This window comes from Cryobacterium inferilacus (genome assembly GCF_019599185.1).
Classification (GTDB): Bacteria; Actinomycetota; Actinomycetes; order Actinomycetales; family Microbacteriaceae; genus Cryobacterium; species Cryobacterium inferilacus.
On the sequence record NZ_JAIEUL010000004.1, the window covers coordinates 23,072 to 48,016 of the forward strand.

Below are 24,945 nucleotides of genomic sequence, written 5' to 3' on the forward strand. Positions count from 1 at the left end.
AGTCGGGTCAGCCGAGCGGGGCGGGTTCGGCGGACTCGCGCAGCCGGGCCTTGGCCCCGTGTTCGATCAGAACCGGCACGTACTCGCGGATCGGTTTGCCGTCGAGCAGGTGGCGTTCCTCGGTGACGACGTTCTCGATCACCGACCGCGGCTGCGCCGGGAACTTCTCGGCGAGACGGTCCACGACGTGGGAGACGGCCTGATCTTCATGGTTCTGACGTTCAACGTTGTCCACGGCATCAGTCTGCGACCGCCCGGGGCATCCGGTCAACTCGAATGGCCGCCGGGGGCCGGGGCCTGCACGCACGTGCAGAGCCCCACAGCCGTTACCCGTACGGCACAGTTGAGCAGTGTGGTGGGCTACCGCGGGGCAGCCGGGCTTGATGCCGCCGACGCCGGGGCGGCCGGGGCCGCGGCGGGGGCCGCCTCGGCGAGCAGGGTGCGGGCGGCCAGGCCGATGATGGCGCTGTAGGTGGGGTAGGCGAACCGCACGTGCGCCAGCGTGGCGACGTCCACCCCCGCGGCGATGGCCGTGGTGACCGACTGCACCACCTCGATCGCGTTCTCCCCCACCGCGTGCGCGCCCAGGATCAGCTCCCGGCGCCGGTCGGAGATCAGCATCAGGAAGCCCCGCTCCCTGTCGTCGATCACGGCCCGGTCCAGGCTCGCGTACGGCACCGTGGCGACCACGCAGAGCGGGTCGCGGGCCCGCGCCTGCTCTTCGGTAAGCCCCACCCCGGCGTAGTCGGGGTCGGTGAACCCGCCCGCAGGCAGCAGGTGGTGAGGGGTGCGCCGGTTGGTGCCCAGCACGGCGTTCTCGGCGGCGGCCTCGCCCTCGAACTGCGCGGCCTGCACGAGCATGTCGCGGCCGTTCGCGTCGCCCACGGCGAAGATGTGCGACACCTCGCTGCGGAAGTACTGGTCGACCGGGATGGCCGACCGCACCGTGGTGACGCCGGCGTTGCCCAGACCCAGATCGTCGACATCCGCCGGCCAGCCCGTGGCCATGATCACGGCGTCGAACGGTGCGGCGACGGTCTCGCCGGCGACCTGCCAGGTGAGGGTGATCGAGCCATCCGGCTGCTTCACCAGGGATTCGACCGTGTCGATGCCGGTCTGCACCGTCGTGCCCTGCTCACGGAACGCCGTCGTCACGCCCTCGGAGACCGCGGCGTCCGAGGCCATCAGGATGCGCGGAGCCACGTCGAGAAGGGTGACCCGGGAGCCGAACGAGCTGAAGATGGTGACGAGCTGGGCGCCGGTGTTTCCACCGCCGATCACCGCGAGGCGCTCGGGCAGGGCGGGCAGGGTGAGCACGTGCTCCGGCACCGTGGCCAGTTCGGCGCCGGGGATGGGCAGCCGACGGGAGTGGCCGCCGACACAGATCAGGATGTTGTCGGCGCTGATCCGGCGGCCGCTCTCGAGTTCGACCGTGTGCTGGTTCACGAACCGGGCGCGGCCCTCCAAGACCAGGTCGATGCCGGCGTCGCTGAACCGCTCGGCCTCCCGCTTGATGGCGCGTACCCGGTCGACGGACTCGGTGACCCTGGCGGCGGTGGTGCGCCAGTCGAACCGGGTGATGGCGGCCTCGATGCCGTAGGTCTCGGCGGTGCGTACCTCGCGCATCAGCCTGGCTGCCTTGGCGAGCGCCCGGGTGGGCACGCAGCCGGTGTTCACGCAGGTGCCGCCGGTGCGATCGGACTCGACGACGACGACCGCGGCGCCCAACTCGGCCGCGCGGAGGGCCGCTGAGGTGCCGGCCGGGCCGGCTCCGATCACGAGCACGTCATAGTGGGCACGGGGCTCGGGGGAAGCGGCGGGATCAGCGGGCATGAAAACCTCCTGGCAGCGGAACGGATCACTGATCCTGCCACCGGGTGCTGGGAAATCCCCTGACGAGAGCGCCGGTCAGTGCACCGTCAGAGCCCCGGTGAGGGCTACGGTCGCCGGCTTGCGGTCCTGCTCGCCTTGGCGGCCTTCCCCGCATCCGCCTTGGCCGCCCGGCCGGCCTTCCGCAGGGCGCGTTGCCGGGCGTCCTCGACCTTCATCAGCGTGCGGGTCTCGTCGAGGTCGCCGATCAGGGGCCGCCACCAGGCGGCCGCAGGGTCCGCATCCACCAGGATGGTGCGGATCAGCAGGGTGAGCGGAATCGCCAGGATCGCCCCGATGGCGCCGAGCACGATGGCCCAGAACAGCACCGAGGCGAAGGTGAGCGACTGACTGAGCGCCACGGCGTTGCCCACCACCCGGGGCTGCACGATCGACTGCACCACGGCGTTGATGATCGCGTAGATCACGATCACGGGCAGGGCGAGCTCCCAACCGCCGGTGAGGAACGCGAACACCGTCGGCGGGATGATGGCGATGAAGTAGCCGACATTGGGGATGAAGCTGCAGAGGAACGACAGCAGCCCCCAGAGGAAGGCGCCTGGCACCCCGAGCAGGATGAGCGCGACGGCGTTGAGCGCACCCTGGGCGATGCCGAGAAGGGTGGTGGCCACCATGTAGCGGCGCACACTGGAGGCGAAGTCGGTGAGCGCCACGACCAGGGTCGGCCGGGTCGGCCGCAGCTGGCTGAGCAGCGTGGGCAGGTAGCCGGCATCCGCGGCCATCAGGATCAGCATGGTGAGCACGATGACGAGCGCGACGGTGATGTTCGTGATGCTGCCGAACAGTCCGGAGACGACCGGCACCAGGTTGCTCGGGTCGAAACTGTCCTCCACCGCCTGCACCTGCGCGGTTCCGAAGCCGAGGGTCGCGAGCCACTCGGAGACCGTCGTGCCGATGTCGCTGAGTTGGCTGGCGAACTGGGGCAGCAGGGCGGCGAACTGGCCCAGGGCCAGGCCGAACGCGGCCACGAATGCCGCCAGCACGATGAAGACCGTCGCCACCACCGACCCCGTGGCCAGTCCGCGCGGCACGCCGCGCCGTTCCAGGCCGCGGCGCACCGGATGCGCGCAGATGGTGAGCACCAGCGCCAGCAGGATCGGCGCCGCGATGCCGGCGATGGCGGCCAGGCCGAACACCGTGACCGTGGCGCCGCCCAGGCCGACCAGGATGGAGGTGTTGCGGTGGGACATCACGGGTGGGGCGACGATCGCCGGCTCACCTCCCGGCGCCTCCCGGGCGGCCGAGGGGCTCACCGCACCCGGGGTGGACCTGGATCGGCGTCGCCACATGGGGTCCCTCCGCATCAGTTCGCGTCAGGCACAGTGTGCTCCGCCCCGCCCGACCGCGGCGTCACCCGTTTCGGGTGAGCCGCGGTGGCGGGGTGCGGTTAGAGGCCGGGCAGGTGACGGATGTTGGACCGCGCCATCTGCACTGCCTCCCCGACGCCGCCGTTCAGCACGGTCTTCGACAGGGCCAGCGCGAAGCCCTTCACCTGCTTGGCCGTCACGGTCGGCGGCAGCGACAGCGCGAGCGGGTCGGTGACGATGTCGACCAGGGCCGGGCCGTCGTGCGCGAAGGCCGCGGTGAGCGCCGACCGTAACAACTGGGGGTCCTCGACCCGCACGGCGTGGAAGCCGAGCGCGGTGGCCACGGCGGCGTAGTCGACGGCGGGCACATCAACACCGAAGTCCGGGATGCCGTCGACGAACATCTCCAGCTTGACCAGGCCCAGGGTGGAGTTGTTGAACACCACCACCTTGACCGGCAGGTTCTGGGCGGCGATGGTGATCAGCTCACCGAGCAGCATGGCGAGGCCGCCGTCGCCGCTGATCGTGACGACCTGGCGGTCGGGGTAGGCGGCCTGCGCGCCGATGGCCTGCGGCACGGCGTTGGCCATCGACCCGTGCAGGTACGAGCCGATCAGCCGACGCCGACCGTTGGGCGTGAGATACCGGGCCTGCCAGACGTTGCCCATGCCGGTGTCGGCGGTGACGATGGCGTCGTCGGCGACGAGCTCGTCCAGCAGTGACGCCGCGAACTCCGGGTGGATCGGCCGGCCCTGGTCGACATCCGTGTAGGTGCCCACCACCGAGCTGAGCAGTTTCTCGTGTTTCTTCAGGGTGGCGTCGAGGAAGGACCGGTCGGTCTTCTTCCGCACCAGGCCGGTGAGGGCGGCCAGGGTGGCCGCCACGTCGCCGTGCACCGGGTGGGTGACGCTGACCCGGCGGCCCAGGTGGGACGGGTCGGTGTCGACCTGGGCGATGACGACCTTGTCGCCGTCGGGCAGGAACTGTTCGTAGGGGAAGTCGGTGCCGAGCAGCAGCACCAGGTCGGCGTCGTGGATGCCCGCGTGCGCGGCGCCGTAGCCGAGCAGGCCGGTCATGCCCACGTCGAACGGGTTGTCGTACTGGATCCACTCCTTGCCGCGCAGGCTGTGCCCGACCGGGGCGGCCACCAGGTCGGCGAAGTCGACCACGGCGTCGTGCGCGCCGGCGACACCGGCTCCGGCGAAGATCGCGACGGTCTCGGCCGCGTTGATGGCCTCGGCCAGGGCGGCCACGTCGGCGTCGGCGGGGACCACGGTGGGGCGGCCGGGGAGGACGAACCGGGGAACCGTGCCCGCCGCAGGCAGTTCGGCCACGTCACCGGGCAGGGTGACCACCGAGACCCCGCCGAGTGCGACCGCGTGCCGCATGGCCGCGTTGACCACCCGCGGCGCCTGCTCGGCGGAGGAGACCAGTTCCCGGTAGTGCGAGCACTCCACGAAGAGCCGGTCGGGATGGGTCTCCTGGAAGTAGCCGCTGCCGATCTGGCCGGTGGGGATGTGACTGGCGATCGCCAGGACGAGCGCCCCGGTGCGGTGAGCGTCGTAGAGCCCGTTGATGAGGTGCAGGTTGCCCGGCCCGCAACTGCCCGCGCACACGGCGAGCCGGCCGGTGAGCTGGGCTTCGGCCCCCGCCGCGAACGCCGCGGCCTCCTCGTTGCGAACGTGCACCCAGTCGATGCCGCCCTTGGCGGAGCCGCCGCTGCGACGCACGGCGTCGACGACGGGGTTGAGGCTGTCCCCCACGATGCCGTAGATGCGGCGCACTCCGGCGTCGACGAGTTGGGCGATGAGCTGGTCTGCGACAGTCTGAGCCATCGGTCCAGTAAACCGCGGCGGCGCGGGGCTATCGGTGTACGGTCAGTGAACTCACAGCGGAACGGCGGGGTCAGTCGCCCTGGAAGACCACACGGTTGCGGCCGTCCCGCTTGGCCACGTACATGCGCACATCCGCCACCCGCAACAGCGCCGCACCGGTGTCGGCATCCGTCGGCGCGACGGCCACACCGAGGCTCGCCGTGACCCGCAGGCCCGCGTTGATGGCCGACCAGTCGTAGCCGGCGACGGCGGCGCGCACCTTCTCGCAGAGGGCGAAGGCGTCGTCGGCCGTGACGCCCGGCATCACCAGCAGGAACTCCTCGCCGCCCAGACGCGCGGCGATACCGCCGGGGAGGTGCTTCATCGGGTCGGCCAGGATGCGGGCGAGCACCTGCAGCACCTGATCGCCCACCGCGTGGGTGAGATCGTCGTTGATGCGCTTGAAGTGGTCGACGTCGAGCATCGCGATCGCCACCGGCGGGCCGCCCTCGCGCAGCTCGGTGAGCAGGGTGCCGAGGTGGTCGTCGGCGAAGCGCCGGTTGTGCAGCTCGGTGAGCGGGTCACGCTGGGCCATCTCGCGGTAGCGTTCGCTTTCCCGGCGGGATTCGGCGGCCTGGAACATCGCTTCGAGAATGCTTCCGCGGGATTCGTTCTCGCCGGCGGTGAGGGCGACGGACTGGGCGTGGTAGCTGCGGTAGGCCTCGAACGCGGCCTTGTAGTCCTCGAGCGCGGCAAAGATCTCGGCCTGTTCCCTGGCCACCTCGGTGGCCCAGCGGACCAGGCCGTGTTCGGTGGTGAGGGCCAGGCACTGGTCGACGACGGTCTGCGCCTCGACCAGGCAGCCCTGCCTGCGATAGGTCTCGATGAGGGTCACGAGGGCGGCGGCGATGCTGTCGGGCAGGTAGTCGACCGGCTTGGCTTCCATCGCGGCCAGGAGGGTGGCCTCGGCCTCGTCGAGCCGGCCGGCGGTGAGGTAGACCCTGGCGATGGTGTCGCGGGCGTACATGCCGATCGGCCGATCGTGCAGCGTCGACAGGGCGATCAGGTTCTCCACCGCGGCCAGGGCGGCGTCCTGGTTGTCTGCGAGATACTCCGTGTAGGCCAGATTGTTGAGAATTGTGTAGCGGATGCCCGTCTCCGGGTCGTCGATCACCAGCCGCAGCGCCTCGCCGTACCGCCGGCGGGACTCGTCGAAGGACCCCGCCGAGCCCAGGGCATCGGCCAGGGTGAGCCGGGCGGCGGAGCGCATCAGCGGACTCTCGTCCGCATCCAGCAGATCGTTGGTGGCCACGGCGTGCTCGAGCGCGAGGGCGCGATCGCCGACGAGTTCGAAGATGGAGCCGAGCACCTCGTGGCACCGGGACTGCAGGGTGCGGTCGCCGTGTTCCTCGGCCCAGTCAAGGATGCGTTGCACGGTGGCGGCGCCCTGCCGCGGGTCGCCGCGGCGGGTCATGATCGACGCCCGCTGCACCTCGAGCCGGCGACGCAGGGCACCGTCATCCGCCGGATCCAGTTCGGCCAGCCAGTCCTCGGCCGCGGCGAGGGCCACATCCTGATCGATCCAGAACTGGCGCTCCACCCAGGCGAGGCGCGCGTCACTCGACGTGTGTTCCACCACCACCATCAGAATCCGCCCCATCACAGCCTGTAAACCGACAATCGAGCTTCCAGGAGAGGGATCTCCGATGGATCGAACGCACCGTGTGGCTCAGCCTAGTGGGCCGACCGGCGGCCGGCACCCGGTACACGGCCGCGCTGCCACGCCCGGCACGCCTCACCCGTTCTCACCCGTTCCGGGTGATCCAGAACCCTGGGGGCGTGATTAGCGTGATCTGCAGCCGAGGACTGTTCCACGTCGCCCCTGCGGCGGCAGGACCCCGGTCGGAATGCAGTGAGAAAGGTGCCGCCATGAGTTTCTGGTCGAGCTTTTGGGATTTCATCGGGTTCTTCTTCTGGACATTTGTTTTCGTGTCCTATCTGTTCGCCCTCTTCGCGGTGATCGGTGACATCTTCCGGGACCGCTCGATGAACGGCTGGATCAAGGCCGTCTGGTTGATCTTCCTGGTCTTCGTCCCGATCCTGACGGTGCTCGTGTACGTGATCGCCCGCGGGCGCACCATGGCGGAGCGCCAGATCAGCGCCGGCATGGCGCAGAAGCGTGACACCGACGAATACATCCGGTCGGTCGCCGGCGCCAATCCCGCCCAGGACATCGCGCAGGCCAAGCAACTTCTGGACTCCGGCGCGATCACCGAGGGCGAATACGCGGTACTCAAGGACCGGGCCCTGGGCAACACCCAGGCGCGGTCCGACGTCGTCTGATCCGTCACCGGCCGGCCGGATGCCGCGCGCCTAGGGGCGTGACGCGTCCGGTTCGGTCGTGCGGCGCGCTGCCAGCCACAGGTTGAGGTCGGCAGCGGGGATGGGCTGCGACATGAAGAAACCCTGGGCATGGTCGCAGCCGTACCGGGCCAGTTCGTCGTAGGCGGAACCGGTCTCGACGCCCTCGGCCACCATCCGCAGGCCCAGGCTGTGGGCCAGGTCGATGGTGGACGCCACGAGCGACGCCGCCCTGGCATCGTCGTTCATCGGCAGCACGAACGAGCGGTCGAGCTTGAGTTCGTCGATGGGCAGGTCACGCAGGTAGGACAGCGAGCTGTACCCGGTGCCGAAGTCATCCACCGCGATCTGGATGCCCGCGGCGCGCAGCCGGGTGAGCACCGCTCTGGCGCGCTCCCGGTCGCTCATCAGGTAGTCCTCGGTGATCTCGAGCATCAGCGCCGAGGCCGGCAGCCCCCGGTCGGCGATCATGCGCACGATCTTGTCCGGAAGCTCGACGTTGACCAGTGAGCTCGCCGACATGTTGACCGCGATGGTGAGGGCATGCCCGTCGGCCTCCCACCGCACGGCCTGATCGAGGGCCTTGGTCAGCACGATCCGGGTCAGGTCGTGGATGAGGCCGGATTCCTCGACGAGATCGAGGAAGTCCTCCGGCAGCAGCAGGCCGCGGTCGGGGTGTTGCCAGCGCACCAGCGCCTCCACGCCGGTCACCGCTCCGGTGTCCAGGCTCACCTTGGGCTGGTAGTAGACGAGGAGCTGGTCGTCGCTGAGGGCCAGCCGCAGCTCCTGGAGCGTGCGTAGCCGGGCCTCGCCGTGGCTGTCGTCTTCGGTCGTGAAGACGTGGGCGCCGACCCGGCTGGACTTGGCCTTGTACATCGCCATGTCGGCGCGACGCATGAGCGTGCTCAGGTTGTGGCCTTGTTCGGGGAACAGCGCGATGCCGATGCTGGCGCTGGTTTCCACGGCGAGACCGGTGAGCAGGAACGGTCGGCTCAGCGCCTCGCGTAGCGCGAACGCCAGGGCGGTGGCCTCCGCTTCGCCGGACTCGGTGACGAGCACCGCGAACTCGTCGCCGCCCAGCCGGGCGAGGGTGGCCTGCCGCGGGAGGGCGGCACGCAACCTGGCGCTCACCTGCACCAGCAGCTGGTCGCCGACGTCGTGGCCGAGACTGTCGTTGACCTCCTTGAACCGGTCGAGGTCGAGCAGCAGCAGCGCGCCGTGCTGCTGCCGAGCCGTGGTGCTGCTGAAGCTGAGCTGCACCGGCGCATCCGTATACAGGGCGCGCCGATTGGGCAGGCCGGTGAGGTCGTCGGTGCGGGCCTGCCGACGCAGCAACCGCTGACGAAAGACCAGCGGGATGGCGGCCAGCGACACGGTCAGGCTGGCCAGGATGACGGCGGCGAGCGGTTGCGCCACCTGCGTGCCGAGAATGAGCACGCCCAGTCCGGCCACCACCGCGACGGCCGGCACGGACACGGCCGAGCTCTGTCGACGGCTGGCGACGACCGGGCCGCGGCGGGGCCGACCGGCCGCGTCGACCCAGACCGCCATCAGCGCCAGGCCGAGCGCCCAGGCGGCGTCGAGGGGCAGGCCGACGATGTAGGTGCCGCTCACCTCCAGGAGGGCGTACACGATATCGGCGGCGGCGAACACGACGAGGCCGCCGACCAGAAACGCCCAGCGCGGCCCGACGGTGAGCCCCGGCGAGGCGGCGATACCGGCGATGGCGGCCACGAGCAGCAGGTCGAAAACGGGATAGGCCACCGCGACGGCCGTGGCCAGGACCTCGGGCTCGTTGACCGCCGAGACGAGCACGGGGCCGAGCAGGGCGGCGAGGATGGCGGCGGAGCCGAGGGCGCCGACCGCACTGTCGAGCAGAACCGACCAGGCCAACCCGCGCATCTGCCGGCGCAGCAGGGCGATCAGCGCGGCGAGCATCAGCGGGTAGAACATCAGGTAACCGATGTCGGCCGGGGAGGGGAAGGGCAGTTCCCCGGCCGCATCCATCGTCGTCACGTAGTAGGTGTCAGCGGCCGCATTGAAGGTGACCGCGAGGGTGGCGAACAGCACGTCGGCCCGGGCGAACCGGGTGCGCACCACGGCCAGCCAGAAGACCACCGCTGGTACCCACTGGGTGAGTTCACCCAGCCAGACATCCACCAGCAGGCTGGGCCCGCCGGTGTTGAGCAGCAACCCGGCGGTGTACGCGGCAACGAGGGCGAAAACGACGACGAGCAACCCGTTCGATACCGTCAGGCGCGGGCCCGCGATGTGCACTCGGTCACGCACTGATTCCGGCACGTGACTCTCCCTCAGGTCTTGACTGCCAGCCTACCAATCGGCGGCAGGCACCTCAGTCGTTCTCCCGCGCCTCGAGCACCCGCCTGGGCCCCGAACCGTCGGTGCGCAGGCGGTCGTCGGAGTTCACCACCGCGCAGCGGGTCTGCGACAGGCAGCCGCAGCCGATGCAGCCGGTGAGCTCGGCCTGCATCCGTGCGAGAACGGCCTGCTGTCTGGCCAGGTGTTCGCCCCAGGTGGTGGAGATCCGGCTCCATTCCTCCCGGCTCGGCGGTCGGTGGTCCGGCAGGTCGGCCAGGAGGGCCGCCACCTCGGCGAGGGAGATACCGAACCGCACCGACACCTGGATCAACGCGATGCGCCGCAACACGTGCCGTGGGAACAGGCGCACGTTGCCGTGTGAGCGCACGGCGGGGATCAGGCCCAGCGTCTCGTAGTACCGCACGGTGGAGACGGCCACGCCCGCGCGGGCGGCGATATGCCCGATGGGCAGGAGATCTTTGCTGGAGATGTGCTCTGACAGTGGTGTCTCCTTGATCTCAAGTGCACTTGAGACGCTAGTTTATGCAAATGACCGCATACACGCTTCCCCAGCTGACCTATGACTACGCCGCCCTCGAGCCCGCCATCAGCGGACGCATCATGGAGCTGCACCACAGCAAGCACCACCAGGCCTACGTGACGGGCGCCAACACGGCTCTCGACCAGCTCGCGGAGGCCCGCGAGTCCGGCAACCTCACCTTCGTCAACAAGCTGCAGAAGGACCTGTCCTTCAACCTCGGCGGCCACGTCAACCACTCCATCTTCTGGACCAACATGTCCCCGAACGGTGGCGGCGCGCCCACCGGTGAGCTCGCGGCCGCCATCGACGACACCTTCGGTTCGTTCGAGAAGTTCCAGGCCCACTTCACCGCCGTCGCCATGGGCGTGCAGGGCTCCGGCTGGTCGATCCTCGCCTGGGACACCCTGGGCCAGCAGCCCATCATCGTGCAGCTCTACGACCAGCAGGGCAACCTGCCCGCCGGCATTGTGCCGCTGCTGATGCTCGACGTGTGGGAGCACGCCTACTACCTGGACTACCTGAACGTGCGCGCCGACTACGTCAAGGCGTTCTGGACCGTCACCGACTGGGCCAACGTGTCCGCCCGCTTTGAAACCGCGCGCACCACGACCTCCGGTCTCATCACGCTCTAAAGCATGACGTGAAAGGGTGCCCGGCCATTGGCCGGGCACCCTCTTTTGTCGTCTTGCGGACCGGCTCGCCGCCAACAGAACGCGAGGCTGACGCGGGCCGCATCACGGTAGCCGTCGCCGCCGTCGCTGAGAAGGGCGGCGGTTCGTCGGCCAGCTGAACGGGCGGGTTGGGCATCGGGCCGCTCGGTGGCTCGGATGCTTTGCCACCGGGGGTGACGGGTGTGTTGCTGTATTTCTTGCCGCCGGGGCTGGTCCAGGTCAGGGCACCGCCCGGCCCCTGCTGGGTGGTGAAGCTGGATTGGTGTTTGAGTCGGTGGCAGCCTTTGCAGAGGCAGACGAGGTTGTCGACGTGGGTCTTACCGCCCGTGTTCCAGGCTTGGGTGTGGTCGATCTCGCTCAACGTGGCCCGCCGGTTGCAGCCGACGCCCTGGCAGGTCTCATCCCGGATCTGCAGGTACCGGCGCATATCCGCCGGCGGCGTGTACTGTTCGCTGCCCACGGAAAGCCGTGCCCCCGTCTCCGGATGGGTGAGGATGCGGGTCCAACTCGTCGCCGTTCCGGCAATCCGCCGGGCGGTCTCCGGGTCGATCGGTCCGTACCCCTCAAGGATCGCGGGTTCGTCGCTGCGATCCAATAGCGTTAACGCCGGAACTGTGATGTTGACGGTGCCGCGGATGCCGTGGCCGAGCCCGCCCGGCCCGACCCCGTCCAGGAGAAGGTCCCGGTAGGCGTCCGCGCGACGCTGGTCCTTCGTCCGAGTCTGCTCCGGCTCCGCGGCCCCGCCCTCGGCCGCGCCGGGTGCGGCGTTCGCAGCGTTCTCGTCCTGGTCGAGGTCGGCCGCGATACGGCTGAGCCGGTCATACGCCGCCTGCGCCTCATCCGCCTTCAGGTAGGCGTTCAGCCACGCCATCCCGTCGGCGTCGGGGCGGAGCACCACCCTTCGGGCCGCGAAGCCGGCGTCGGCGCGGACCTGCAACGGGACCGGGTGTATCCGTTCCCGGATCCGGAGAGCAGCCTTGGCGAACTGGGTCGAGGTGCGCTTCTCCGCCGCCCCCAAGACCGCCGCCTCGAACCGGGGCAGCACCTCGTCGGGCAGGTTCACCGTGAGTTCGAGCATCTTCAGGGCGTGCCCCCAGGTGATCCGGCCCGCCGTCAACGACTCGTGGAACGCCGGCAGGGACCCGGCCAGCCTGGTGGCGTCGAAGATCATGCTCCCGGCGGTATTCGAGCGCACCCGCAACACCATCGCCGCCTCCGTCGCCATCGTGCGCCGGGCGAGTTCTCCATCATCCCAAGCCGGGCCGTGCGCGGCCGTGTCCGGGTCGCCATGGCCGGACTCGACCGGGTCGCCCCGCAGCCCCGCGAGGATGCGGGGTTCGTGGCCGAGCCGGTCCAGTTCGGCCAGCAGCCGGACCCGTTCGGCGTAGCAGCCGGCGAGGGCTTTCTCGTTCTCGATCAGCGGGTCAATGACCGCGCTGATCGCCTGCGCGAGCGGGTCAACCGCGTCGTTGGGGAGGCGTTGGGGTGTGGCATCCGAGGTGGCCATACGCCTACAGAACCACGCACCACCGACACTCCCGTCCCCAATGAATCACTGGTGGAGAACCCGATACGAACCCACCTATGGAGGAGCGGCGATGGGGTCAGCACGTCTCGATCAAGGCGCCAGAGGCGCCTACCCGAACAGGTTGTCGTAGCGGTGGCGAATGTGGCGGCGGTCGGCGCTGGCCTGCCAGAACTCGACCTCGGTGGGCTGCACCGCGTAGAGCTGCCAGGCCGGGTTGGGCGTGGGGTCGGCGGCCGGCCGTTCGGCCCAGTCCCTGGCGGATGCGTCGGCGGAGAGCTCGACAACGGTGCCGACCACCCGCACCTGCCTGCCCAGTGCGTGCCAGTAGAAGTTCATCGCCGCCCGCGGATTCTCGGTCAGCTCGCGGCCCTTCCGAGAGGTGCGGGCGGACGCGAACTGCCACCCATCCGCGTCGAGGTCCTTGAGGATCAGCATGCGCGACGACGGCACACCCGTTTCGCCGACCGTGGCCAGGCTGAAGGCGTGCGGCTGGTGCACCCCGGCGGTGAGCGCCTCGTCCAGCCAGAGCAGGAAGAGCTCGGCGGGGTCGGTCGGGGCCGTGGCCGGGTCGAACGTCGGCAGGTCGGCGGGGAAGTCGGGCAGGGCGCGCAGTCGTCGCCGGAGGGTGTCGGTCACGTCGTGAGCCTACCCACCCGCCCTGCGAGCCGGGACTCAGCCCCGGAATTGCGGGACGCTCGGGCTCACGGCTCACACGCGGTGTCGACCCAGGTGCCGTGGTGCAGGGTGGCCGTGACGTGCAGGCCCTGGTCGAGGAGCACCAGGTCGGCGCGGAGGCCGGGGCGGATGCGGCCCCGGTCGGTGAGCGAGAGCAGATCGGCCGGGTTCTCGGTGGCCGAGCGCAGGGCGAGCGCCAGCGGCACCCCCGCGGTCAGCACGGCGTAGCGCACGGCCGCGCCGAGGGTGAGCACGCTGCCGGCGATGGTGCCGTCGGCCAGCCGTGCCGCACCGTCGGACACCCGCACCGGCAGCCCGCCGAGGGTGTAGTCACCATCCGTCGCCCCGGCCGCGGCCATGGCGTCGGTGACGAGCACCGGGCGGGCCTGGCCCTGGGTGAGCAGGCGCACGACCGCCGGGTGCAGGTGCACGCCGTCCGCCACGATTTCCACGAACACACCCGGATGCTCCAGCAACGCCAGCGTCGCTCCCGGCCGCCGGTGGTGCAGCGGGCTCATGGCGTTGAACAGGTGCGTGCCGGCGGTCGCGCCGGCCGCGATGGCCGCCACGGTCTGGTCGTAGTCGGCGTCGGTGTGGCCGATGGCCGCGATCGCCCCGTGCTCGACGATGCGGGTCACGGCGGCCAGTCCGCCCGGCAGCTCCGGCGCCAGGGTGACCATGCGCACCGCGCCGGCACCGGCCCGCAACAGCAGATCCAGGTCGGCGAGATCTGGCAGGCGCAGCAGCTCTTCGGCGTGGGCGCCGCGGTACGCCGGGCTCAGCCACGGGCCCTCCAGGTGGATGCCGGCCAGCCGGCCGTCTCGCACCAGCCCGGCGAGCGCGCCGACCAGCCGCTCGGTCTGGTCGAGCGGCGCGGTGACCAGGCTGGCCATCATCGTGGTGGTGCCGTGGGCGAGGTGGGTGCGGATGATCCGCTCGGCCGCGGCCCGCGGGTCGGGATCGGTGAAGCTCGCGCCACCGCCGCCGTGGGCGTGCGCGTCGATGAAGCCGGGCGCGAGCACCCCGGCCGCCAGGTGCGCATCCGCCGGCCGGGGCGGCTCACCGCTGCCGCAGGCGACGATCAGGCCGTCGCGCACCTCGACCCAACCGGGGCCGAGCTCTGCGCCCGGAAGCAGGACGGCGTCGGCGGAGAGCAGTAGTGGAGCCTCGGTGCCCGGTCCGGCGTCGGCCCAGCGCGGCACGGGGTCTGGTGATGGCGAGGTCACGGGCGGTCTTTCGGATCGGGACCCGGTCTGGGCCGTCGCAGCGGGGTTCAGCGGGCACTTGGACCGTACCAGCAGGTGCCCCGGCACGGCACGGCCGAGCCGACTACGCCGAGGCAGCCGCAGCGGCCAGCGCGGCCACGACCGCGGCCACACCGAGCGCCACCACCAGACCGGAGCCGCATCCGCTCAGCACCGCCCGGCCGCGGGCGCCGATGCGGCCACGGCCGACGGCGCCGAGCGCGGCCAGGATCAGCTGCCAGGTCAGGGAGGCCGCGACGACTCCGGCGATGAACACCGCAGGGGCCCGGTCCAGGCCGAGCGAACGCGGCAGCGCGGCGGTCAAGGCCGCGAAGTAGAGCAGCGTCGCCGGGTTGATCGCCGTGAGGCCGACGAACGTGACGAAGATGCGGCCGGGCGACGGTTGCCCCGCCGGGTCGCCGGGTCGCACCCCCGCGGCCCCCGGGCGCATCAGCTCGAACCCGCCCAGGCCGATCAGCACCAGGCCGGCGGCCACCCCCGGCAGCGCACCCCACGACGTGACCAGGGGAGCCACGACGGCGCCGAGTGCCACGGCGGCCAGGCAGTACAGGCCGTCGACTAGTGCGACCGCGAGCGCGGCCACCGCCCCCGCCCGGAATCCGCCGGTCAGGGCCGCCCGCACGAGGAGCAGCCCGATGGCGCCGAGGGGCAGGGCCACAGCCCAGCCGGCCAGCACTCCCCCGAGGAACAGCGGGCCCACGGTGACATCCATGGCCCGATCCTGCTCCCCCGCTGCGCCCCGGGCCGGTGATCGCGCGGCGATACGGCTAAAATCCCGGCATGGACGATCTCGACAGCGAAATACTCGACATCCTGCGCCGGGATGGCCGGATTTCGTTCAGTGCCCTCGGAGCGGCCGTGGGCCTGAGCACCAACGCGGCGTCGGCCCGGGTGCGCAAGCTCGAGGCATCCGGCGTGATCGTGGGCTACCGTGCCGTGCTCGCCGACGATCTCGCCTCAGACACCAGCGGGCTGGAGGCGTTCATCGACGTTCGGCTGCGACCCGACGCCGATTCCGAGACATTCATGCGCGCCGCCACTGCCGAACCCGAGGTGCGGGACGCCGCGCACGTGACCGGGCCGTACGACTACCTGCTGCACGTGCGGGTCGCCGACACCGGTCGGCTGAACGCGCTGCTGAACCGGTTGAAGACCCGGGCCGGTGCCGGCCAGACCCAGACCCGGCTCGCCCTGCGCGCTCCGGCCGAGGCCCAGGAGTGAACCCGGCCGCGCCCACCCCGTTGGCTCAGTCCCCCGGCGCCAGGGTCGGGTTGTCCATCGCCGTCGCCACCGGCTTGTACGGGGTCTCCTTCGGCGCGCTCTCCGTCGCCTCCGGGCTGGATGTCTGGCAGACGCAGCTGCTGAGCCTGCTGCTGTTCTCCGGCGGTTCCCAGTTCGCGTTCATCGGGGTGATCGCCGGCGGCGGCACCCCCGTGGCCGCGGCGAGTGCGGCGGCGCTGCTGGGCATCCGCAATGCCGTTTACGGCATGCAGATGAACGTGCTGCTGCATCCGCGGGGCTGGCGCCGCCTGGCCGCCGCCCACGTCACTATCGACGAATCGCTGGCCACCAGCACCGGCCAGACCGACCCGGTCGAGCAGCGCCGCGGCTTCTGGGTGGCCGGCGTGGGCATCTTCGTGCTCTGGAACCTGTTCACCCTGGTCGGCGCCCTGGCCGGGGACGCCCTCGGAGACCCCAAGCGCTGGGGTCTGGACGGCGCGGCCGTTGCCGCGTTCCTCGCCCTGCTCTGGCCCCGACTGCGGTCCAGGGAGGCGGGCGCCATCGCCGTGGCCTGCGCTCTGGCCACCGTGATCGCGGTGCCGTTCGTGCCGCCTGGCGTGCCCATCCTGGTGGCGGCCGTGGTCGCCGCCCTGATCGGCTGGTTCGGTTACGCCGCCGGCCCGGAGGGCGAGGGCCTGGAGCCCGACATCGACCCGTATCCACCCACGGATGACTCCACCCGAACGGCCGCCCCGTGAGCGGCCTCTGGTTCTGGGTCGTCGTGGCCTGTGTCGTCGGATTCCTCACCAAACTGGTGGGCTACCTGGTGCCGCGGAAGTGGCTGACCAACCCGCGGGTGGCCCGCGTGGCCGGCACCCTGACGATCGGTCTGCTGGCCTCCCTCACCGTGGCCAACGCGGTGGCCAGCGGCCAGGCGATCGCCCTGGACTCCCGGCTCGGCGCCCTCGTCGCCGCGGCCGTCGCCCTCTGGCTGCGCGCCCCGTTCCTCGTGGTCGTCATCGCGGGTGCCGCTGCCGCGGCCGGACTCCGCCTCCTCGGCCTGCCGTAGCCCTTCTCACGGCTGGTCTGCCGGCTCGTGGATGGTGTGCCCGGAATTATTCCCGGCTGGGGGTGCCCTGACGGTACCTGTTCCAGGGCCCCGCGGCCGGGGCGTGGATGCTTGGATGGGACTTCCGCTTTTAATCTCAGGGAGAAACATGCTCACCGTCAACGCCTACGCGGCGCCCTCCGCGACCGCGCCCCTCATCAAGACCACCATCGAACGACGGGACGTCGGCGCCCGTGACGTGCTGATCGAGATCAAGTACTCCGGGGTCTGCCACTCCGACATCCACACCGTGCGCGGCGAGTGGGGGCCCATCGCCTACCCGCAGGTCGTCGGCCACGAAATCGTCGGCATCGTCACCGAGGTCGGCTCCGAGGTGTCGCTGCATCAGGTGGGCGACCGTGTCGGCGTCGGCTGCATGGTCAACTCCTGCCGCGAGTGCGTCAACTGCCTCGCCGGAATGCAGAACTACTGCCTGAAGGGCAACACCGGCACCTATGCCGCGGTGGACCTGGACGGCACCATCACCCAGGGCGGATACTCCACCCACGTCGTGGTGGTCGAGGACTTCGTGCTCAAGGTGCCCGAGTCGATCCCCTTCGAAGCCGCCGCTCCCCTGCTCTGCGCCGGCATCACCACCTACTCGCCGCTCGCACACTGGAACGCGGGACCTGGCAAGAAGGTTGCCGTCGTCGGGATGGGCGGGCTAGGTCACATGGCCGTCAAGATCGCTCACGCCATGGGCGCCGAGGTCACGGTGCTCTCCCAGTCCCTGAGCAAGCAGGACGACGGCATCCGCTTCGGCGCCGACCGGTACTACGCGACCAGCGACGCGTCGACCTTCGACACCCTCGCGAACGAGTTCGACCTCATCATCAACACAGTCAGCGCCCCCGTCGACCTGCAGGCCTACCTCTCGCTGCTGCGCCTGGACGGCACCATGGTCAACGTCGGCGCCCCCGCCGAGCCGCTACCCATCTCGGTCTTCGGACTCATGGGCAACCGGCGCTCGTACGCGGCATCCGGCATCGGCAGCATCGGCGAAACTCAGGAGATGCTCGATTTCTGCGCCGAGCACGGCATCGCGCCGGAGACCGAGCTCATCGCGGCGGACTACATCAACGAGGCCTACGAGCGCGTGCTGAAATCGGACGTGCGCTACCGCTTCGTGATCGACATCGCGACCCTGGCCTGAGCCGCGTCGCCCGTGGCGCGCCCTCGAGTCATCGAGGGCGCGCGAGCGGTGATCGAACGGATGTGCTAGTGTAGGTATTTGCGCGTCGATCTTTATCACGATCCGACCACTCCGCTGCCCCAATCCATGGCCGGAGTCGCACGCCGTTCGACCGGGTTCATCCTCGATCGGGCACCACTCGATCGGAACTCCGGTCGATCATTCACGCTGTTCGAAACTCGGCGCACGCAATGCTGCGCGCCGCCTTCACACGTCACAACGAAAAGTACGCTTCACATGTTCACTGCCACCCATAACCTCGACAACGCCGCGGAAGCCATCGACACCCTGTCGCCGGAGCACCGCCAGGCCATCCACCTCGCGTACTACGCGGGCTTCAGCAAGAACCAGGTCGCCGACCTCCTCGGGGTCACCCCCGACGTCGCCGACACCCGCCTCAGCGAGGGCCTCACCCACCTGCGCGAGGCCCTGCGCATCGCCGCCTAACATCCCGCGCGAGGCCTCGCGCCTCGGCGCCTAGCGACCCGGCCCGTAGGTCCAGCGAATCGCTGCCTGGCGACCCGTGCCGCAGGTCCGGCCTGCCCGCGTACACCACCTAGCGTCGCCGCCGCAGGCCCGATGCTGTCCGTTCACCAGGCCGCAACCCGCTCGATCAGCGGACGACTACGGTGGAGTGACGCTCACGCGCGCCTCAGTGCGGGTCGTGTCGCTCACGCGCGGCGGCGCTCTTGCTGCGCATCCGGATCAAGGTCTGACCGGGGTCGACGGATGCCGGTGGTCGCAGCCAGTAGATGCCCTGGTTTTCGAAGATCTGCCAGCCCTGATTGTGCAGTAATCGGTGGTGTGGTGGGCAGAGCAGAACACCGAGGGCGATGTCGGTGGTGCCGTGGTCGCGCACCCATTCTTCGAGGTGGTGCGCTTCGGTGCGGGAGGGTGGTCGGTCGCAGTCGCCCCAGATGCAGCCGCCGTCCCGTGCGGCGAGGGCGATGCGTTGGGCTTCGGTGTAGAGGCGTTGTTCCCGGCCCAGGTTGAGCGGTTGGCCGGTGTCGTCGAAGTCGATCTGGAGGGTGCCGCCGGTGCAGCAGATCCGATCGATGGTCTCCTGGGAGACGGGTTCGGTGTGGCCTTCGATATACCCGTGTCCGGTGCCGTCGGGAATGGCCACGAGCACCGCGGTCGGGTCGATCTCCGGTGCCGCCTCCGGGGCCGGAGTGGTTGTGGGGGCGGTGGTGAGGACGCGGACGGCGGGGGTTCGTCCGCCGAGCATCCGGTTGGGGTTGACGGTGCTGCCGGCCTTGAGCAGGTCGATGAAGGTGTCGGCGGTGAGTTGGTCGGTGCTGCGCGGGTCGTCCTGGATCGCTTTGGCCCACGCGGCCCGCTCCGGGTCGACGAACCGCACCCCGCCGCGGCGCGGGCCGGTGGCACTGTCGTAGACGGAGAGCAGGAACGCGCCCTGCTCGGGCGGGAACTGGCCGTTGAGGTGCACCTGGCCGGAGTCACTGGTCCACACCCGCAGGTACCGGTCGTCCCAGGCTTTCTGTTCCCGGGTGGCGATGCCGGCGGCATCGAGGGTGTCGCGCATCCGCCGGGAGCGCTTGAGCAGGGCGTCGACGGTCATCGTCTTCGCCTCGGCCAAGAGCTCGAGCACCGCGTGGCGGAGGACCTCCGCGGTGACGACGGTGTCGATCGTGCCGAGCCCGGCGCGGATCGCGTGCGCGGCGGCCACCGAGAGGGAACCGGTGGCGACGGCGGTCGAGATCGGGCTGTACCAGGGCAGCGAGACCGCGGTGCACGCCGGGCCGGGATCGTCCGGGCCGTCGAGTCTGTCGCCACCGTCGGCACTGTCGACACCGTCGAGTCCATCCAGGTCGGGGCCGCCCAGGCCGGCCTCCTCATCGACAACCGGCGAGCGTCCTCCTCTGCGGCGGCTGCCGTGGCCGCGGCCTGCGCAGTCTCGGTGTCGTCGAGCATCGTGCCCACATCCATCAGCTTGCGCGCGTCAGCCTTGGTGCAGCCGGTGAAGTCCTGGATCAACTCCGCCGGGGAGAGGAAGCCCTGTCTCGCCGCCAGACCCTGCTGGCCGAACTCACGGCGGGACCGGTGGGTGAGGGTCTTCGCCAGCCACACCGCCCGGGTCTCGATCAGGCCGCGCAGAGTCGCCAGCTTCTTCTGGCCCGCGATGAGTTCCGCATCCGTCAAGGCGTCGTAGTCGGCACTAGACGCCCCGAGCTGCTCGACCGCCTCAACCGCTGCGGCCAATGACTCCGCAAGCGCCGACTCCGCAAGCACCGAATCCGCAGGCACCGAATCCGCAGGCAGCACGGCATTTCGCGTGGTGTCGGGGGCGGATACAGCTGCGATGCTGGGCATGTAGTGAGAATAGCTCAGTATCGTAGTCCTGTGTTGTGAAAATCGTGGTTGTGGAGAACTTTTTTAGACCGAAATTCCCGGGCTACCGAGACATCTGCGGAAGCCGCACCAGTACGGTCGCGCCGGCATCTTTCGGGGACTCGATCGCCACGGTGCCGCCATGGCGCCGGGCGATTTCCGCCACGATTGCAAGGCCCAATCCGTAATGGCGGGCGGCGCCGGTTGCGGGAGCGGCTCGGCTGCTGGCGAAACGCTCGAATGCTGTCTCGACGATCTCCGGGGCAAAGCCCGCGCCATCATCGGCGACCCGCACCACGGCCCAGTCGCGGTCCACCTCGATGGTCACGTCCACCTTCGTTCGGGCGTGGTCGATCGCGTTGGTCGCCAGGGCGATGACGAGCCTGAGCAGTGCGGGTTGCGTGCCAGACACCAGCACGGGTTCCGCCGAACCGCCTCGCACGAGGGCGATCCCCCGCGCCGAGGCGTCGCCTGCGAGCAGGGTGACCGCCTGGTCGGCGGTGGCCACGAGGTCCACGGGCACCGGCTCGGACATGCTGCGCGGGTCGGCCGCGATCAGCAGGTCATCAAGAATGCCCGTCAGCACGCGTGCATCGGTCACGATCTCATCCACGGATGCGGTGACATCCGCCGGCAGCCCGGCCTGGTCTCGCCGACGCAGCAGCTGCGCTCGCGTGCTGAGCAAGGTGAGCGGCGTACGAAGCTCGTGGCTCGCATCGGCCACGAATCTGCGTTGCAGCGCAAGGGCATCGGCCAGCGGTCTGATCGCGCGTCGAGCCATCCAATTCGCTGCCAGGGCAGACAGCACGAGGGCGACGAGTCCGGCCGCGACCAGGGCCAGGGCCAGCCGCCCGAGTTCCTCTGCGCCCTCATGTTGGTCGATGGCGACCTGCACCACGTGGGTGCCATCGCGATCACCCGCGGAGACCGTGGTGAGCATCAGATACACCCGCCCATCGACCTCCCTGCTGTCGCGCACCTCGGCACCGCCGGCGGTGACCGTCGCGATGGCAGCGGTGTCGACGAGGCCATCAGGGAGATCCGGCGAGGACAGCACGCGCCCGTCGCGCACGATCGTCAGGTAGGTGTTCTCCGGTGCATCCTGTGGCGAGTCCAGGCCGACCGCGGCGACGAGGGCGTTCTCGGCCGCTTCCGCCACGCTCCTGCTCACGATGGCGAACACGATACCGCCGACGATCACGAGCACCATGAGCATCAGCGCTGTGAACTGCACGGTCAGCCGGAGCGCGGCGCCGCGCAGGTCTTCACCGGGTCCGCCGCGGCCCCGCGTTCCGGTCATGAGAGCGTGCCGAGCCGGTAGCCGATGCCCCGCACGGTGAGCACGGCGCCACGACCGAGCTTCTTGCGCAGGTAGTGCACGTAGGTGTCTACCACCCCGAGGTCGTCGGCATCCGGGAACACGTTCGCGAGCAGATCGGCTCTCTCGAAGACCTGCTGTGGGCGTCTGGCCAGGCGTTCGAGCAGCTGGGCCTCGCGTTCAGACAGACCGAGCACCTCGCCACCCGCCATCGTGACGGTTCGGCTGCCGGTGTCGAGCGACCCGCCCGGAACGGCGATGACGGGAACGATCGAGCTGTTCCGGCGCAGGAGCGCACGAATCCGCGCGAGCAGTTCGTCGATGTCGAACGGCTTGGCCAGATAGTCCTCCGCGCCGCGGTCGAGCCCCTCCACCCGGTCCGCCGGGTTACCGAGCGCAGAAAGCACCAGCGCCGGGGTGAGCACGCCCTTGCCCCGCAGCCGGGTGAGCACGTCGAGGCCCTCCAGCACGGGCAGGCCCCGGTCGAGCAGGATCACATCGAACCTCTGGGTGAGGCCCTCGTGCAAGGCGCGCTGCCCGTCTCGGGCGATCACCGTGTCGTAACCCTCGGTGGTCAGCAGTTGGTCGAGCATCGCCACCAGGCGTGCGTCGTCCTCCACGAGCAGCACCCTCGGACGGTCGACCATAGTCGAAGTATAGGGAGCGGCGGATGTGGCCGGGCCGGGGCCGCTCATGCGCGGACGAGCCCGCGGCCGGAGCGCAGTCCGGCCGTGGCGGTGAGGCCGCCACTGGCATCCACCGTCAGCACCTCGATATCGAACTGGGCCAGCGCGCTGGTGAGCTGTGCCCGGCCGCCCGCGAGGATCGCCGTCGCCAGCACATCGGCGGTGACGATGTCGGCGGCGAGCACCGACACCTGGCTGTAGGCGGGCTCATCTCCCTGGCCCGCCACATCCCGCCGCCAGACGTGTTCACCGCGTTCGGCGGTGCCCGAGGTGGCGATCGCGCGCCGCCCGGGGGTGAGCGGAACAGCGCAGAGCATCCCCGCGGCGTCCAGCGGGTCGACGATGCCCACGCTCCACGGCGAGCCGTCCACGCTGCCGCTGCTCAGGATGTCCCCACCGACGTTGAGCAACCAGTCGGTCGATCCGGCGGCGACGAGCACAACCGCAGACGCCGCCATTGCCTTCGCCTTGATCAGGCCGTTGAGGTCGATGACGCCGTCTGGGCGGTGCGGGGTGAACGCCCCGCTCGTGCGGCCGCGCCAATCCAGCGCCTCGGCGTAGTTCTCCCGCAGCTCGGCGCTCGCTCGGTAGAGCGCGAGGTTAGCGGCCGCGACCCGGCTGATCTCGCTATCCGGTCGATAGAGGCTGAAGCGCGCGTCGAACCGGTCGAAGCAGGCCTCGACGGCGGCCAGGGTGGCCGCGCTCGGCAGTGCCCCGCCGAATCGGAGGCTCACCGTGGTTCCCATGGTCTCGAAGATGTGCACCGTCATGTCACAGACCGGCCTGATCCAGGGCAGATTGCAGCGAGGTGAGGTACCCATCGGTTGTATAGGTGGCACCGGAGACGCCCTGCACGTTCGCGGACTGCGCCGCCAGCACCTGCTGCCGCAGCACGGGTTCGGCGCGATTGCTGATCGACACCGACTTCTGGTCTTCGTCGGTCAGTTGCAGGGCGACAACGTCGGTGACGGTGCCGTCCGCGACCACGATCTGCACCTGCACGGCGCCGAACCGGGTCTGGGCGGATGCGCCGGTGAAGGTGCCGGATGCGGAAGCCGCCGGCGCACTCGTGGCGGGCGGCGTCGCCGCACCGGTCGTGGGTGCCGCCGGTGTGACGGTGCCGGGCACCGCGGCATCCGTGGCCTGCGACACCGACGACGACAGCGGCTGGGTGCCGGACCCCAGCTGCCAGCCGACGGCCAGTACCGCCGCAGACGACAGAATGCTCAGGCCGATCGCGCGGCGCCTCACCAGTCGAACCGTTCCACGTGGATCTGCACCTCGGGCAGCCCGGCCGCTCGCGCGTCGCGGATCACCAGGTCGGTCCAGGCCTGCGGACCGCAGACATACAGGTCGGAATCGAGCAGATCGGGGAAGGCCGACGTGAGCGTGACGCCGCGGCCGAGCGCCTCGGCCGACAGCCAGGTCGCCAGGCCGGACGGACGCGGCCCCAGCACCGTGTAGATGGAGTTGCCGCGCATGCCCGGCAGGGACCCGATCTCCTCCCAGAGGTAACTCTGCGACGGGTCGGTGGCGCGCAACAGAACCGTCGCCTCGCCCGGCTGGAGGTCGGCGTGTTCGAGCAGCGATCGCACCGGGGTGATGCCGATCCCGGCAGCGACCACGGCAACCCGTGCCTGGGTGCGGTGCGAGTGGGTGAAGATGCCGTACGGCCCCTCGATCGAGACCCGCGTGCCGGGGCGCACCCGGCCGAGGGCGCTGCTGCCCTGCCCCAGGGCCCGCACGGTGATGCGGGCGGATGTCGACGTGGGCATCGCGGAGAAGGAGATCGGGTGCGCGTGCCACCAGGTGGCACCGGTCCAGAACCGCCAGATCGCATACTGTCCGCCCTGGGTCTGCAGCCGGTCGAGGTGCCGGCCGGTCAGGTGCAGCGAGACCACGCCGGCGGCGATCGGTTCCACAGCAGCCACCCGGATGCCGTGGCGAGCGCTCCGCACCGTCGGCAACACAAACCGGAACAGTGCGATCGATCCGAAGGCCAGCACATACAAGCCGAGCCAGTAGACCTGCTGCACACTTCCATCGGCGAGCACCCCACCCGCACTCAGCTGGTGCGGCAGCGCCACAAGAACAGCGACGTAGCTGAGCAGGTGAATCAGGTGCCAGACCTCATAGGGGAAACGCCGCCGCACCGCGACCAACGAGCTGACGACCACCGTCACGAGCAGCCCGAGCGCCAGATAGGCCAGCGCCATGTCTTCACCCTGGAACAGTGCCACGGTCTCCGCGACCACGTTGACACCATCCGCCAGGGAATAGCCGATGGTCAGCAGCAGGCCGTGCGCGAGAAGGAGGTACAGAGCCGGCTTCCCGAGCCGACGGTGGAAGGCCATGGCGGTGTCCTGCCCGACGACCCGGTCGATCAGCGGGATTCGGGCCGCCAGCACCAGCATCACCAGAATGAGATCGGTGCCGACCAGGCCGGTCACGATGCCCGCTGCGGTGATTCCGGAGGCCAGGTCGGTGACCCGCGCGAGCCCGCCGCCGGCGAGGTACAGCGAGACGGCCATCGCCACCGATGACCAGCTCAGTGCAACCAGGAGGTCTGCCGCACGCATCCGACGACGGGTGCGGATGCGCCGTTCACGGTCCTGTGTCGGGCGAGGGACGACCTCGGGGAGTGCCGTGCGAAGCGACATCGTGGGCTCGATTCTGTGGGGCGGTGCGGTGCTGCTGACA

At 70.2% G+C, this 24,945-nt stretch carries 24 protein-coding genes; 7 read left to right on the top strand and 17 right to left on the bottom strand.

What is annotated here, in order from left to right:
* Positions 1-7 precede the first annotated feature (7 nt).
* The 5 genes from K2F54_RS05020 to K2F54_RS05040 all read right to left on the bottom strand — a co-directional run bounded on the left by K2F54_RS05020 (position 8) and on the right by K2F54_RS05040 (position 6,671).
* Complete coding sequence (locus K2F54_RS05020) at positions 8-235, bottom strand: three-helix bundle dimerization domain-containing protein (RefSeq protein ID WP_220604768.1); 228 nt, start codon at positions 233-235, stop codon at positions 8-10.
* Positions 236-360: 125 nt separating this feature from the next.
* Entirely contained in the window at positions 361-1,833 is a 1,473-nt protein-coding gene (locus K2F54_RS05025) for a dihydrolipoyl dehydrogenase family protein (protein ID WP_220604769.1), read from the bottom strand.
* A gap of 104 nt (positions 1,834-1,937) precedes the next feature.
* Positions 1,938-3,143, bottom strand: coding sequence for an AI-2E family transporter (locus tag K2F54_RS05030; RefSeq protein ID WP_308287521.1), 1,206 nt, complete (start codon positions 3,141-3,143; stop codon positions 1,938-1,940).
* A gap of 134 nt (positions 3,144-3,277) precedes the next feature.
* Positions 3,278-5,032, bottom strand: coding sequence for a pyruvate dehydrogenase (locus K2F54_RS05035; RefSeq protein WP_220604771.1), 1,755 nt, complete (start codon positions 5,030-5,032; stop codon positions 3,278-3,280).
* A gap of 70 nt (positions 5,033-5,102) precedes the next feature.
* Positions 5,103-6,671: a tetratricopeptide repeat-containing diguanylate cyclase gene (locus K2F54_RS05040; RefSeq protein WP_220604772.1), complete on the bottom strand. Its 1,569-nt coding sequence runs from the start codon at positions 6,669-6,671 to the stop codon at positions 5,103-5,105.
* A 269-nt stretch (positions 6,672-6,940) separates the two neighbouring features.
* Between K2F54_RS05040 and K2F54_RS05045 the strand changes: the two genes are divergently transcribed.
* Positions 6,941-7,354 (top strand): SHOCT domain-containing protein, encoded by a 414-nt coding sequence (locus K2F54_RS05045; RefSeq protein WP_220604773.1) that lies wholly within the window; start codon positions 6,941-6,943, stop codon positions 7,352-7,354.
* Positions 7,355-7,384: 30 nt separating this feature from the next.
* Here the strand turns inward: K2F54_RS05045 and K2F54_RS05050 are convergent, their stop codons facing one another.
* Complete coding sequence (locus tag K2F54_RS05050) at positions 7,385-9,673, bottom strand: putative bifunctional diguanylate cyclase/phosphodiesterase (protein ID WP_220604774.1); 2,289 nt, start codon at positions 9,671-9,673, stop codon at positions 7,385-7,387.
* 52 nt (positions 9,674-9,725) lie between these two features.
* Positions 9,726-10,208: a redox-sensitive transcriptional activator SoxR gene (gene soxR / locus K2F54_RS05055; protein WP_308287538.1), complete on the bottom strand. Its 483-nt coding sequence runs from the start codon at positions 10,206-10,208 to the stop codon at positions 9,726-9,728.
* A gap of 32 nt (positions 10,209-10,240) precedes the next feature.
* On the opposite strand from soxR, the gene K2F54_RS05060 reads away from it, so the two are divergent.
* Positions 10,241-10,864, top strand: coding sequence for a superoxide dismutase (locus K2F54_RS05060; RefSeq protein WP_220604775.1), 624 nt, complete (start codon positions 10,241-10,243; stop codon positions 10,862-10,864).
* Here the strand turns inward: K2F54_RS05060 and K2F54_RS05065 are convergent.
* The 4 genes from K2F54_RS05065 to K2F54_RS05080 all read right to left on the bottom strand — a co-directional run bounded on the left by K2F54_RS05065 (position 10,854) and on the right by K2F54_RS05080 (position 15,083).
* A complete protein-coding gene (locus tag K2F54_RS05065) occupies positions 10,854-12,410 on the bottom strand; it encodes an HNH endonuclease signature motif containing protein (RefSeq protein ID WP_220604776.1) in 1,557 nt (518 codons plus the stop codon). The genes K2F54_RS05060 and K2F54_RS05065 overlap by 11 nt on opposite strands.
* 129 nt (positions 12,411-12,539) lie before the next feature.
* A complete protein-coding gene (locus K2F54_RS05070; RefSeq protein WP_220604777.1) occupies positions 12,540-13,067 on the bottom strand; it encodes a pyridoxine/pyridoxamine 5'-phosphate oxidase in 528 nt (175 codons plus the stop codon).
* Between the two features lie 65 nt (positions 13,068-13,132).
* Positions 13,133-14,332 (bottom strand): N-acetylglucosamine-6-phosphate deacetylase, encoded by a 1,200-nt coding sequence (nagA, locus tag K2F54_RS05075; protein WP_308287522.1) that lies wholly within the window; start codon positions 14,330-14,332, stop codon positions 13,133-13,135.
* 103 nt (positions 14,333-14,435) lie between these two features.
* Entirely contained in the window at positions 14,436-15,083 is a 648-nt protein-coding gene (locus tag K2F54_RS05080) for a LysE family transporter (protein WP_220604778.1), read from the bottom strand.
* Between the two features lie 68 nt (positions 15,084-15,151).
* On the opposite strand from K2F54_RS05080, the gene K2F54_RS05085 reads away from it, so the two are divergent.
* The 5 genes from K2F54_RS05085 to K2F54_RS05105 all read left to right on the top strand — a co-directional run bounded on the left by K2F54_RS05085 (position 15,152) and on the right by K2F54_RS05105 (position 18,339).
* On the top strand, positions 15,152-15,592 hold the full coding sequence (locus K2F54_RS05085) for an Lrp/AsnC family transcriptional regulator (RefSeq protein ID WP_220604779.1): 441 nt from the start codon (positions 15,152-15,154) through the stop codon (positions 15,590-15,592).
* Positions 15,589-16,350, top strand: a complete 762-nt coding sequence (locus K2F54_RS05090; RefSeq protein ID WP_220604780.1) for an AzlC family ABC transporter permease — start codon at positions 15,589-15,591, stop codon at positions 16,348-16,350. Before K2F54_RS05085 ends, K2F54_RS05090 begins: the two co-directional genes overlap by 4 nt.
* Positions 16,347-16,661: an AzlD domain-containing protein gene (locus K2F54_RS05095; protein WP_220604781.1), complete on the top strand. Its 315-nt coding sequence runs from the start codon at positions 16,347-16,349 to the stop codon at positions 16,659-16,661. Before K2F54_RS05090 ends, K2F54_RS05095 begins: the two co-directional genes overlap by 4 nt.
* Before the next feature lie 148 nt (positions 16,662-16,809).
* Positions 16,810-17,853 carry an NAD(P)-dependent alcohol dehydrogenase gene (locus K2F54_RS05100; RefSeq protein WP_220604782.1) on the top strand — a complete coding sequence of 348 codons (1,044 nt, stop codon included), beginning with the start codon at positions 16,810-16,812 and terminating at the stop codon, positions 17,851-17,853.
* Positions 17,854-18,129: 276 nt separating this feature from the next.
* Positions 18,130-18,339, top strand: a complete 210-nt coding sequence (locus K2F54_RS05105; protein ID WP_220604783.1) for an RNA polymerase sigma factor — start codon at positions 18,130-18,132, stop codon at positions 18,337-18,339.
* Positions 18,340-18,544: 205 nt separating this feature from the next.
* On the opposite strand, the gene K2F54_RS05110 is transcribed toward K2F54_RS05105, so the two are convergent.
* From K2F54_RS05110 to K2F54_RS05135, 6 genes are all read right to left on the bottom strand, one after another.
* Positions 18,545-19,735 carry an HNH endonuclease signature motif containing protein gene (locus tag K2F54_RS05110; RefSeq protein WP_308287539.1) on the bottom strand — a complete coding sequence of 397 codons (1,191 nt, stop codon included), beginning with the start codon at positions 19,733-19,735 and terminating at the stop codon, positions 18,545-18,547.
* 570 nt (positions 19,736-20,305) lie between these two features.
* Positions 20,306-21,541, bottom strand: a complete 1,236-nt coding sequence (locus tag K2F54_RS05115) for a sensor histidine kinase (protein WP_220604785.1) — start codon at positions 21,539-21,541, stop codon at positions 20,306-20,308.
* Positions 21,538-22,206 carry a response regulator transcription factor gene (locus tag K2F54_RS05120; protein ID WP_220604786.1) on the bottom strand — a complete coding sequence of 223 codons (669 nt, stop codon included), beginning with the start codon at positions 22,204-22,206 and terminating at the stop codon, positions 21,538-21,540. The genes K2F54_RS05115 and K2F54_RS05120 overlap by 4 nt, the downstream gene beginning before the upstream one ends.
* Positions 22,207-22,250: 44 nt before the next feature.
* The gene (locus K2F54_RS05125) at positions 22,251-23,015 is read right to left on the bottom strand and encodes an FAD:protein FMN transferase (RefSeq protein WP_255576724.1); all 765 of its coding nucleotides are present in this window, start codon (positions 23,013-23,015) and stop codon (positions 22,251-22,253) included.
* A 1-nt stretch (position 23,016) separates the two neighbouring features.
* Positions 23,017-23,496 (bottom strand): FMN-binding protein, encoded by a 480-nt coding sequence (locus tag K2F54_RS05130; protein ID WP_220604787.1) that lies wholly within the window; start codon positions 23,494-23,496, stop codon positions 23,017-23,019.
* Positions 23,493-24,905, bottom strand: a complete 1,413-nt coding sequence (locus tag K2F54_RS05135; RefSeq protein ID WP_255576725.1) for a ferredoxin reductase family protein — start codon at positions 24,903-24,905, stop codon at positions 23,493-23,495. Before K2F54_RS05135 ends, K2F54_RS05130 begins: the two co-directional genes overlap by 4 nt.
* Positions 24,906-24,945 lie beyond the last annotated feature (40 nt).

What these genes read in the sequence shown, in the direction of transcription:
- K2F54_RS05025 (WP_220604769.1), bottom strand. Translation starts at nt 1,833, where the DNA reads ATGCCCGCTGATCCCGCCGCTTCCCCCGAGCCCCGTGCCCACTATGAC.
- K2F54_RS05035 (WP_220604771.1), bottom strand. Translation starts at nt 5,032, where the DNA reads ATGGCTCAGACTGTCGCAGACCAGCTCATCGCCCAACTCGTCGACGCC.
- K2F54_RS05040 (WP_220604772.1), bottom strand. Translation starts at nt 6,671, where the DNA reads ATGGGGCGGATTCTGATGGTGGTGGTGGAACACACGTCGAGTGACGCG.
- K2F54_RS05045 (WP_220604773.1), top strand. Translation starts at nt 6,941, where the DNA reads ATGAGTTTCTGGTCGAGCTTTTGGGATTTCATCGGGTTCTTCTTCTGG.
- K2F54_RS05060 (WP_220604775.1), top strand. Translation starts at nt 10,241, where the DNA reads ATGACCGCATACACGCTTCCCCAGCTGACCTATGACTACGCCGCCCTC.
- K2F54_RS05065 (WP_220604776.1), bottom strand. Translation starts at nt 12,410, where the DNA reads ATGGCCACCTCGGATGCCACACCCCAACGCCTCCCCAACGACGCGGTT.
- K2F54_RS05080 (WP_220604778.1), bottom strand. Translation starts at nt 15,083, where the DNA reads ATGGATGTCACCGTGGGCCCGCTGTTCCTCGGGGGAGTGCTGGCCGGC.
- K2F54_RS05085 (WP_220604779.1), top strand. Translation starts at nt 15,152, where the DNA reads ATGGACGATCTCGACAGCGAAATACTCGACATCCTGCGCCGGGATGGC.
- K2F54_RS05100 (WP_220604782.1), top strand. Translation starts at nt 16,810, where the DNA reads ATGCTCACCGTCAACGCCTACGCGGCGCCCTCCGCGACCGCGCCCCTC.
- K2F54_RS05105 (WP_220604783.1), top strand. Translation starts at nt 18,130, where the DNA reads ATGTTCACTGCCACCCATAACCTCGACAACGCCGCGGAAGCCATCGAC.
- K2F54_RS05115 (WP_220604785.1), bottom strand. Translation starts at nt 21,541, where the DNA reads ATGACCGGAACGCGGGGCCGCGGCGGACCCGGTGAAGACCTGCGCGGC.
- K2F54_RS05120 (WP_220604786.1), bottom strand. Translation starts at nt 22,206, where the DNA reads ATGGTCGACCGTCCGAGGGTGCTGCTCGTGGAGGACGACGCACGCCTG.
- K2F54_RS05125 (WP_255576724.1), bottom strand. Translation starts at nt 23,015, where the DNA reads ATGACGGTGCACATCTTCGAGACCATGGGAACCACGGTGAGCCTCCGA.
- K2F54_RS05135 (WP_255576725.1), bottom strand. Translation starts at nt 24,905, where the DNA reads ATGTCGCTTCGCACGGCACTCCCCGAGGTCGTCCCTCGCCCGACACAG.